At 57.9% G+C, this 11611-nt stretch carries 1 protein-coding gene; it reads left to right on the plus strand.

Annotated features, from left to right (window positions below; genetic code table 11):
* Positions 1-59: 59 nt before the first annotated feature.
* A partial coding sequence (locus tag ABX749_RS07820) for a putative Ig domain-containing protein (protein WP_372895479.1) occupies positions 60-11611 on the plus strand: 11552 nt, incomplete at its 3' end.

The following is an 11611-nucleotide window of genomic DNA, read 5'->3' on the forward strand; positions in this document are numbered from 1 at the left end:
AAGGCTTGCTCTTCATCAGCAGCAACGCCGGCGATTTGAACGCTGGCGGCGAGCTCATCATGGTCGACCTCGCCACACGGCAACAAACCCCCGTCGCGACCGGAGGCACCCGCGGCGACATCGTCCAAGCCACCGCCGACGGCAGGCTGCTGATCAGCCAATCCAACCAAGTCGACGTCCTACAACCGCTGATCGCCCCCCAAGTCGCCTTCACCAACCCCGCTGAAAACGGCGTCGCGGCACTGCCGTTGGGGAGCGTTCAAATCACGTTTGATCAAGCGATGTTCGTAGGCGGCGATGAAGAGTCCGGCTCCGTAGTGAACTCGAACCTGTACGCGCTGCAAGGCGTCGACAGCGGAACGGTGCAGATTGAGTCGGTGTCGTACGATTCCGCCGGACAAACCGTTGTGTTGTCGTTCGGTGCACTCCTTCCTGACGTCTACACGCTGACGGTCGATGCCGATGTGCGGAGTGTTCAGGGCATCGAGATGGGAACCGACTTTATCGCTTCCTTCACCGCCGTTTCCGACTTCACCCCGTTCGTCGATTTCGAATTTGGCCAGGCTCGTTCGGACCGAACCAACCAAACGATTTCGTACGATGCATCGCTCATCAACCGAGCCCCATTCGATCTGTCTCTGCCGGCCTTGCTTGTCGTCAATCCACAAGACTGGTTCGTTGGGCAGCCGCAAGACTCAGCGCGTCCGTCGGGTAGCGATTTGTGGTTACTCGACTTGAGTGACCAGCTAGTCGATGGCCGATTGCGACCTGGCGAATCGGTGACCGGTAAGACCATTACAGTCGATAATCCGGAGGGTCAACGCCTGATTTTCGAGTATGGACTGTACACATTGCCGACCGTAAACCAGGCACCGCTCTTTTCCAGTCAGCCCGTTGTTAACGCTGTGGTCGATGAGGGATACACCTACCAGGCGGTTGCCAACGACCCGGATGGCATCAGCATCGCCTATCTGCTTGTTGACGCTCCCGAGGGCATGAGTCTCGATACGACAACCGGTCAGATCACATGGACGCCGAATCAGGACAGTTCGGCACAGGTTGACGTGGCAGTGCGTGCTTACGACACCCGAGGTGGATTCGCAGAGCAATCGTTTACGATCGACGTCGACGGCGGCAACCGCGCGCCCGTGATCGAAACGATCGATGGGCCATTGGTTGGTTCCGAGAACGAACCGATGGAGTTGCGAATCGGAGCGAGCGATCCCGACGGCGATCCGATCGTGATGTGGGTTGAAAACTTGCCGGCGGGTGCTCGATTTGACGCATCGATCAACACGATCCGTTGGACACCCGGTTTTGCAGATGCCGGAACGTATCCCGGCATTACGATTGTGGCGACCGATGGTCGACTTCGCACCGTCTCGAGGACCGAGTGGTTGATCGAACCGGTCAATCAACCCCCGCAGGTGGTGACACCCGCAGCCATCACCGTGCGGCAAGGCGAAACGGTCCGCATTGGCTTACAGGCGAGCGACGCGGACCGAGACGACCTCACGTTTACGAGTTCGTTCCTCCCCTATGGCGCCACGCTTGATCCGACCACCGGTCTGTTCACTTGGCCCGTCGACTTCACGCAAGTCGGCCAATACGAGATTCCTATCACGGTCGATGATGGAGTAGACGTCACTGAACTGACGCTACAGGTCACCGCGCTGAACGAGAACGCGGCTCCCCGAACCGATGCAGTCGGGCAATGGGTGGTGCAGGAAGGGCAAACCGTTCGGTTTCAAGTGTTTGCGAACGATCCCGATCGCCCGGGTACCCTGCCGCCGCAGCGAGATCCCAGCGGCGAACTGATTGAAACGCAAACATTTGGTGTTCCCTATACGATCGTCACCTCGGCGTCGAATCTGCCACCGGGATCGACCTTCGATTTGGAAACCGGCATGTTCCAATGGACGCCCGGTTTTGACGCTGCTGGCAACTACACACCCGAGTTCACCAGCACCGATGATGGCGACCAGACGGGGCTGCCAAAATCGGACATTGTCCAAGTTCCGATCACAGTGTTGAACACCAATCGCCCGCCCGTGCTGGATCTGATCGACAACGTGGTGCTGCGGCGCGGAGACGTGATCGAATTGCCGATCGTAGCGACCGATGCGGACGGCAATCCGCTCTCGCTCGCAGCATCGGGGTTGCCCGGCTATCCGCTACCATCGTTCATGACGTTTGTCGATGACGGAAGCGGAAACGGCCGGTTGTCAATTGCGCCGGAAGCGAATCATCGGGGCGACTATCCAATTACGTTGATTGCGACGGACAACGGCGACGGCAATCCGCGTCAAATCTTCCGTGACACGTCGACGTTTGTCGTGAGCGTCGAATCACCCAACGAGCCACCAGTCCTTTCGACTATCGGGGACAGCGTCGCGGTCGTCGGCCAACCGATCGAGTTATCTTTACGCGTCACCGACCTGGACGAAGACGCGCTTACCTTTAGCGCTGTCGGTTTGCCAGCGGGTGCGACGTTGACCCCCCAAGCCATCTACGGCCGAGCAGTGTTTCAGTGGACGCCCAGTGCGGATGATGTCGGCACTCACACGATGACGATCCGGGTCGAGGACAGTGGCAATGGGGATACAACAAATATCTTGGTCGCTGAAGAAACGGTCAACCTGATCGTGAAACTGACCAACACCGCGCCCGAACTCCAAAGCATCGGAACACTGGCAGTCGCCGAGCAGGACGTACTCGACGTGCAACTGACGGCGACCGATCCGGACGGCGACGCGATCACCTATCGGGCCGACGATCTTCCACCGGGAGCTGAATTGGATGCGTTGTCTGGAAGGCTGCGGTGGACCCCCAATCTGTTCCAGGCCGGCACCTACACGGTGCAGTTTTCGGCGACCGATGGCCACCTGAGCGACAACGAGACGGTCTCGATTGTGATCGCCAACAACAACCAACCTCCCATTCTGACACCCTTGCCACTGCAGACGGGATTGGAAGACGAAGCGTTACAGTTTGTCGTCAACGCAGATGACCTGGAAGGTGAGCCGATACTGCTGCGTTCGCCCTCACTGCCTGCTGGAGCGCAACTCGATCCGTACACGGGTGCCTTCACCTGGACACCGACATTCGCCCAGGCGGGATCGTACACCTTCCCTATTGAAGCGACCGATGGATCAGGCGGGACCGACACGATCGAGGTTTCGCTCACGATTGCCAACGTCAATCGTGCACCGACCGTGCAGGTCAGCAATCGCGCAGTGACAATCGGCCAGACGCTCGACTTCGTGATCGACGCCACGGATCTCGATGCCGATACTCTGACCTTTTCTGCGAACGGATTGCCGACCGGGGCAACGCTTGATCCGTCAAGCGGTCGATTGACTTGGACACCTGGTGCAGGTCAGGTCGGTGATTACGTCGTCACGTATTTGGTTTCGGACGGACGGACCTCGGCGAGTCGGGCAGCAATTTTGCGTGCATCGCTCACACCGGAGGTACCCGTCGTCCGCATCGAACTGACGCCAAGTTTTCCTGTCGTTCCTGGTCAGACGGTTCAAATCCGATCGTCAATCAGCAGCTTTTCGAAGGTGGCCGACCGCGCCATTTACATCAACGGGCAGCCGCTGGTTCTGGACAGCCGAGGTCGTGGAGAATTTATCCCAGCAGCATCCGGAAAATACACCGTCACGGCAACGGCAACCAACATTCAAGGAGAAAAGGGACAGGCCGAAACGACCCTGAAGGTACGAGCCGGTATCGATCGGGAAGCGCCGTCGGTTTCGCTCGCTACCAACCTGGATCGCGCAATCATCGCAAACGCCACCTCGATCCTCGGCACGGCGACTGATGCGAACCTGGATGGCTGGAAATTGGAATTGGGCTTGCTCGGCGGCAAAGCGTTGCAAACGGTCGGGTCGGGCAGCACGTCCGTCGCGTCGAGTGTGCTGGCGACAATCGATCCGAACCGTTTCCGGAGCGGCCTTTACCGGTTGCGGCTGACCGCCACGGATTTTGACGGACGGCAATCGTTCGATGAGACGGTCTTGGAAATTGCAAGCGAATCCAATTTGAACCGCTATACAAAGATGCAAACCGACCTGTCTGCTGCTCTTGGTGGCGAGCCCTTCGAATTGCGGCGCAGCTACGATTCCTTCGCGGCGGAGACTCCGGAAAGCTTCGGCACCGGATGGAGGTGGACCGATCGTGACCTTCAACTGCAAACCGATGTGAATTCGACTGGACGCGAATCGCTGGGCCAGTTTGCGCCTTACCAATCTGGTACCCGATTGTATTTGACGGCCCCGACGGGTGATCGGATCGGATTCACCTTTGCACCGACCGCCGAGTCGGCGGGTGGAATCACGGTTTATCGCCCGAACTGGATAGCCGACGCCGGCGGTGGCTACCAACTTCGATCAGCCGACACGGTGCTCAGTAAGTCGGGCCGGCGTTTTTATGAACTGACGCGTGCGTTGCCCTATCATCCCGCCGATCCCCGTTTCGATGGTCCCGCTTTCGAGTTGATCGCCGCCGACGGAACGGTGTACCGCTTGAACGCCGAGGGTACGACGGAGAAATTGATTACGCCGAGCGGAACGACCTTCGTCTTCAGCGATTCAGGAATCATCGCATCCAACGGTGAACGGATCGAAATCGCTCGCGATCGTGAGGGACGCATCGTCGAAGTTTTGGTGCCGGGCGATCAACCGATCCGCTATCAATACGATGCCCAGGGACGACTCATCTCGGCCGGTCGCTCGAGCCAACAGGTCGAACGTTACGCCTACGAAACCGGTGGACAAGGACGCCTCGCGATCGCGCAGCGTCGCGCCGGAGGCGAAACGATCGCGTATGATCCCACATTGTCGTTGACACCTCTGCAAGGCGACGTTGGAACGGCGCTGCAATTCAACGGAACGATCATTGACGGCCAACTCGCCGCCGGCGGCACCGACCGCTACAGTTTCCACATCCGTCCGTCGGAACTTAACAGCACACGCGGCGACATTGTCTTGTTGAGCGTCTCGATTGACCAAGTCAGCGGCACGCTGGCACCCGCCGTCCCGCAGATCGATGGGCTGATTCCGCTGACGACACGCACCGATGCGACAAGCTCGTTTGCCCTCTTTGCCGTCGATTCCTCTGGACTAAAGGTCGTGTCGGTGTTGGGGTCAGACACCTTGGGGTCAGGTGAGTACACGCTCAGAATCGAAATAAGCGGAGACATCAATGCCGATGGGCGGGTTGACGGAACCGATGGGCAGTTGCTCGACGCCGGGTTCGGTCTGACGGTCGCCGACCCGGGCTATCAGCTCGCGTTTGATCTGGATCGGGATGGTATCGTCGGCGCTGCAGATGTTCAGATTTTGGGGAGCAACCTGCAGTTTTCCACCAATCAACGTCCCGACGTCGCGGCGCCGTCCACCCGCACGCATCGCAACCTCGAACTCAATATTTCGCTCGGCGGTTTGGTAGTCGATCCAGAAGGCGACGCGGTCACGCTGAGCATTGGCAACGTCGTTGGCGGCACCGCAACGGTCGTCGCTGGTCAAGATGTTCGATTCGTCCCCAGCGATGGATTTGTCGGTACGGCAACGATCGAGGTTGCCGCGCACGACGGCTACAACACGTCACAGGCGGCCGCGATATCGATCGATGTCAGCGGCGCGCCGCTGGTCGGCATTGATTTCGTCAATCGCTCACCGAGTCTGACCAGCGGTGGCCTGTTGCGTGTTGCGGCGGTCGGCGATTTTGCCGATCAAGAGGACGTCCCGCTGCCTGATTCGTATGTCACCTTTGTCTCCAGCGATCCCGACGTCGCAGTCGTGGACACGACCGGTCGGATCGCACCGGTGAATTCCGGTACGACCGTGCTGACGGTCGAAGCTGAGGGGCTGAGAGCAAGCACGCCGCTGAACGTGTTTGACGCGGACGACCCCCGGCCGAATCAGCGGCGAATTGATTTGCAGGTTTACCCGGAGTCGATTGCTTTACCCGATCAGGGAGGAACGCGGCAAATCGTATTGACGGCGAACGGCTCCTTCGTTCAGCCACGAATTCCCGAAAACGTGTTCTACGCCGTCAGCGATCCGAACGTTGTCGAAGTATCCGAAACAGGATTGATCACGTCCAAGAATCCGGGCACCGCGCAGGTCACGATCATCAGCGGTGGCACGGAACAACGGATCGACGTGACGGTCGACACACCCGTCAGCGGACCGGCCGTCATCGGAGCTGAGGGCGGCGTGGTTCGAGGGAGCGACGGATCGTTGTTGCAAGTGCCCGCTGGCGTGCTCGACCTGCCGCAGACATTCGGCATCGCGCCGGTGTCGCTTGGTGATTTGCCGTTCAACATTCCGGCCGAAGTGACCAACGTTGTCGGCGCAATCGATCTGCAATTGGGCGATCAACCATTGGGCGTTCCGGTGCAATTGGCAGTTCCGATGCCGGCCAGCGTACCGGCGGGAACGCAGTTACAGATCTATCGACTTGGCACCGTGCCCGGACCGGACGGCAACGATCGCAACGCACTGTTACAGGAAGACGTGGCAGTGGTCGGTGCGGATGGGATCGCACGAACCACTTCGCCTCCGTTCGCCGGTGTCGACTCCAGTGACGGCGTGCGAGTCTTTAGCTTGGAAGGCTGCCTGACGGCTGTGATGGCTGGGATACTTTCGACCCCCAATCCTCCACTCGCTCCTGCAAGCACCAAGATCGAGTACGCGGTCGGACAATTTATTGAGACGCTGTCCGACAGCATCTGGAAAGGAACGAACACCGATCCCGAATTCGAACGTCAGGAAGACCAAGTGGCGTTGACGATGTGCATCGCCCCGCAGCCGATCACCGTTATCGCGGTTCCGGAAGTGGGTGAAGCCAGTTTTGAAACGTTGACCGTGCCGATCACCAAAGGCATTACGCCGGTTACGTTACCGGTGCCCGAGCTCAATCTCACTCAACCGTCACCGATGATCAGTTCGGTGGAAATTCTAAATCCGGGCCCCGGGGCTAAGCTGAAAATTCATGGTGCCAACCTGACCGCCGAAGGAACGGAAACGGTCAAGGTCGTATTTGAGGCCAAGACAACCATCCCGGTAGTTCCCGATGGAGACATGGTTGTCGAAATCCCAGACGGAATGGCGGTGGGAACGTTCCGGATCAGCGTGCAACACTCCATCGGACAGTCGACGCACCAGTACAGCAACTCGGTGCAAGTCTCGCCACCATTCGAGCAAGTGGTGACGGCGCTGTTCCAAGAGGACAAGGTGGAATTACTTTCGCTTTCCTCACCCACTTCACCGCAGCGAATCCAGTCGATCGCGGTCGGTGACGCGCCGTACGGTGTTGCCACCACGCCGGATGGTTCGCGAACCTACGTGACCAACACTTACCTTCGGGACTCGCGTCAAGGCAACATCTCGGTGATCGATCCGATCGCTCAGCGTAAGATCGCAACAATCGAGCTGTCGAAAACAAGCGGCGCCACACCGTTTGACATCGAAATCGACCCGGCCGGAAAGTTTGCTTTTGTGGGCGACCGAAACCGGGCCGTTTTATATATCGTCGATATCGATTCCAACTCAAAAACGTTCCACCAACATATCCGCACCTTGCCGCTTCAGCAGCCGATCCAAGATGCGGATTCCGATGGGGAATCCGCCGGCGGCAGCTCTCTTTCCATCCCGGTGGGCGTCCGCGGGATGGCCGTCACCTCCGACGGAGAAACGCTGTTGGTTACGGTACCGACTCAGATTCGCCCGAAATCATCGGGAGATTCCAACTTTTCTAACGGGCAATTGTTCCTCGTTGACATCCGTCCGAACCGCAAACCGATTGGAAAAGTGGTTGGATCGCGAAGCGTGGAACCTGCAGTGAGCAATGTCTCGGTCGTTCGAATTGATGACAAGACGGACCAAATCGCCATCGCGAACTACGTCAGCGCTGACAAACGCGGCATCGAGTTTTCCACCTATTCACATGAAACGTCGAGTCTTTCCGCCGGGCGTACGGTCAATCTGACGCTGGGAAGCGAGCAAGACACGTTTGATGTCGATGACGCTCGGAATGTGATTCTGTCCCCGGATGGTAAGTACGCGTTTGTCGCCGGGTTCGCGTATTTCGACGCAGATGTCCCCAGTCGAGTTCACGGCAGCCGGCTCGCTGCGGGCGGTGTTTTTTCCGACCTGCCCGCCGGCAGCACGATCGGCGTGGTCGATGTCGAAGGTGGCAAGCTACTGGGAGCGACCCGCCCGGTAGACGGCGGCTGGTGGTTCGAGATGGAACTGTCACCCGACGGAAAATACTTGTTCGTCAATTCGGGTGGAGCCAATTTGGGCAGCTCTCGGGGCGGGATGTTTATCTACGATGCGGAATTGCTCATTCAGACGGCGATCGGAGGCTCTCAGGAAGAGCGCAACCTGAAACCCCTGAACGATCTCAACGGAGCGATCGATGTCAAATCGGGACTCAAGTACAACCCCGAGACCAACAAGATGGAACCCGTTTCCGGTCGCGCCCCCTTGCCGCTTGGCCGTTCTTGGGGACTGGACCTGCAACGGATTCCGCCACGGATCGATGTGTCGCTTCAGCCGATCAACCTGGCCGAGGAGGGAGATCCGGAGAAACTCTTCACGCCCGATGAACCGGGCAATGGAGCAACGGTTTTTGGTCGCTATCTAAAGGGTATCGACTTGGTCAATGACTTTGTGATCACCCTTAACGATGTGGCTTTAGAAGACGCAGAGACATTCCGTATCACGATCGGTGGCAACCTTGTGATGCTGGACGGAAAGGCACCCGAGTCGTCTGAAGACGTGAATCCGGTTGATGAAGCGCAAACGCTCTTTCAGTATGACGTCGGTTTGCTCGACGGCGGCGAACACCCGCTTGTGATCCAGGCCCTGGACAAAAATTCCCAGCCCATCGTCACCTACAACGGCACGATCGTGGTCGAAGACGAATTGGAACTCGATTTCGATGCGAAAGGCATCGAAGAGACCGCCCCCGATGAGGAAGGCTCAGCCACCGAGACGCCTTACTTTGAAATTGAGGATCTGCGGTTCATCGAGACCCTTGACCACAAAGTCGAGTTCCGTGCTCGGTTGATAGACCTACCGCTTCCCGAGGTCTACAACGACAACCTGAAACTGCGATTCGAAGACCGCGATGGTAATTTCTTGTTCGATCAAAAGGACTTGACATTCGAAATTGAAGAGGGAATGTCCTACGAGGACGCATTCGAGTTCTCTACTGCTGATCTCGTCGATCTCGAGAAGGGTAAGAATCTGGACCCGAACGAGGATAAGAAGGCCCTAAGCAAGCCGGACATGAAAGTTTTCGTGGTTCCCACTAACTCCACGAATACCGACGCGTTTCGATTCAACGAGAGCAGTCCCGAACAAATTCTCAAAGTCGAACTACCGGATTGGATCGGAGAAGTGCCTAAGCTCGATCCAGTGACCAACGAGGAGAGGACAGCCGGTTTCAACCTCGGCAGCAGCAGCTACCTCATCGAGTTGTTCATGCCCGATCAATTGAATCACGAGCTATTCGGCGCTGAAGCAGAAGCAGTCAAACTCTTCACCGGCATCGACCTCGCAACCTATTCAAAACTCGGTCTCGACACGACCGTCGTGATCCCCTGGAACGTCGATGGCAAAGTCGAAGCTGAGGGAGACAAGCTGGAAGCAGATGTCAGACTGTTCGGCAAGCAACTGATCGAAGGCCAGGGAGCGCTTTCCGATGCCGGTCTGGAACTTACACTCGAAGCTGATCCGATCACACTCGGCGCAACATTCCTGACCGTAGCGCTGCCGGAGCGAAGCATTTTACCGGAAGAACTGGATTCGCTTTCAGCACCCTTTCCCTCCAAGTACTCCACAGGATTCAAACTTTTCGATTTTAAATATGGCGAGATCGACCCGGAAAGCGGTGAGCTTGGACCGAAAACGATGTCGTTTCCGGTGGCTACTGTAGCCGGTATCTTAGGCCTCGAAGTGGAGCTTGGCCTGCTGGCATCACTGTCGGGTTACGTGGTCAGCGCGACAATCGCCGCACAGATGAAGCTTGACCTGACGGGAGATTCTCCAACGTTCGTGGGCGGTGACGAAACGTACTTGAAGTTTATTGCCAACCCCGTCTTCGCTGCTCAGGTGGACGCGAGGGCGGCAATCAATGCTACCTTGTTCGGTGGCTTGTTCGAATTTGAGGCGGCGTCCGCCAACATCAAAGGATCAGCCCTCGCTGAAGTTCCCACCGAATTGACGGTCACCTATGGCTCACAAGAAGGGTTCGAGGTCAAGGCGAAATCTGATCTCTTGCTCTCGGCAGAACTGAACTTCGGAGCAAAGGTTTTTTGGGACGACAAGGAAATCGTTTCCGGCACTTACTCGTGGCCCGGTAAAGACAAAGACGGCAACGACAAGCCTCCCGAGCGGATCAACATTTTCTGCCACAACGTCAGTTGTGATACGGAGGAAAATCTGGTCCTGGAGTCCTCCGTCGTTCCTCCAGCCAACTCGATCACCACGCCAAGTGGAAGTGATGCGGGAATCGACTCCAATCTTGACCCATTGGCGACGGTAAGCGCGCAACATTGGGTGACCGTCGGCGCCGGGGAAAGCGATCTCGTTCAGCTTTCCCGCGTCGATCTGGAGTTTGTCGATCTTTCCGACGGCGTTCTGGCGACCTACCAATCGGCGGCCAATGACCCCGGAACACTTTTGCTCTCGAGTGATGCAGCCGGGCACGGCTGGTTCATTGATCCGACCCCTGAAACCGCCGAAGAGTTCTTCTGGGATTCCACAGCCAACCAATACGTTGCGATTCCAGGCGGACCGGCCGACGGAAAAGTCGATCTGGTCACCACGATTCTGCACGAACAGGGTCACGCAATCGGTTTGCATCACTCTGGCGAAAATCCCCACTCCTTGATGAACCACTCGCTGCCGGTCGGCGTGCGTCGATTGCCACACGCGACTGATCTGTTGGAGAACACTCACACGGTCGCCGCATCTCCGCACTCGACGGCCCTACATGTCGCCGCACCGCTCGACGTGACCAACGGAACGTTTGACACGGCAACGACGGATCTGCTGCCCGAAAGCTGGAGCACTGGCGGTGACGTTCGCGTGGTCGGCGGCGCCGCCATGCTGCGGGAACACGATCGCAGCAATACGCGACTGTCGCAAACATTCACGGTGCCCGACGGCACGTCGGCGTTGCAATTCACGATCGTCGATGCTGATCTTCGCGGCGCCGCCGGACAACCGGGCGACGTCTTTGAAGTCGCCTTGCTCGACGCGGATTCCGGCGAACCGCTGGTTGACGTGCCCGCCACGCTGACTCAAACCGACGCCTTGCTGAACGCGCAACCGACCGGACAGGTTCACTTCGGAACCAATGTCCGTGTTCCTAACGCTGCCACCTCCGGTGATTCCGTCTCCTCGCTCGGCGGTTCGACCATCTCCGTCGATCTGAGCGGTGTACCTGCGGGCACCGAAGCGACACTATATTTCGACTTGATTGGATTCGGGGACTCGGACAGCTACGTTGTCCTCGATGACGTTCGACTGCTAAGCGGCGAAATCCCAACACTTGAGTTTGCACTCGATCCGGCGAGTGATTCCGGGAT

It is taken from the genome of Stieleria sp. (assembly GCF_041595215.1).
Lineage (GTDB): Bacteria > Planctomycetota > Planctomycetia > Pirellulales > Pirellulaceae > Stieleria > Stieleria magnilauensis.